Source organism: Marinomonas arctica (genome assembly GCF_003259225.1).
GTDB lineage: Bacteria > Pseudomonadota > Gammaproteobacteria > Pseudomonadales > Marinomonadaceae > Marinomonas > Marinomonas arctica.
The window spans coordinates 1-391 of record NZ_QHJF01000097.1; the positions used below are offsets into that span (position 1 = coordinate 1).

Here is a 391-nt window from a genome sequence, read left to right on the forward strand (position 1 = left end):
GAGCTATGAATAATCATAAAAGACATGTCGACTTCTTAAATAATTTAAAGCAAATACTTCCCTCTGACTGTACCCCTATTATCTGCACGGACGCAGGATTTAAGGTTCCGTGGTTCAAAGCAATAGAGCAATTAGATTGGTATTGGCTTGCACGTACACGTGGAACGGTAAAATGCCAAACGGATAAACGACCACAATGGACTCTCGTCGACGGTTATCATCATCAAGCCACCACAAAACCAATGGAGTTGTCCGGCTTGCGTCTATCAAAGCAACAACAATGGCCTTGTCGTGGTGTTTTGTATAAAAGTCCACGCCCTACAAAGAAAAAAAGCAAACCCGTCAAAAGACCAAACTGTAATAATTATAAGAAGTGCTCTAAAGCAAACAG

At 41.2% G+C, this 391-nt stretch carries 1 protein-coding gene; it reads left to right on the top strand.

Going from position 1 to position 391, the window contains the following annotated elements; translation table 11 throughout:
* On the top strand, positions 1-391 hold a 391-nt coding region (locus tag DK187_RS21310), incomplete at both ends, for a transposase (protein WP_338089264.1).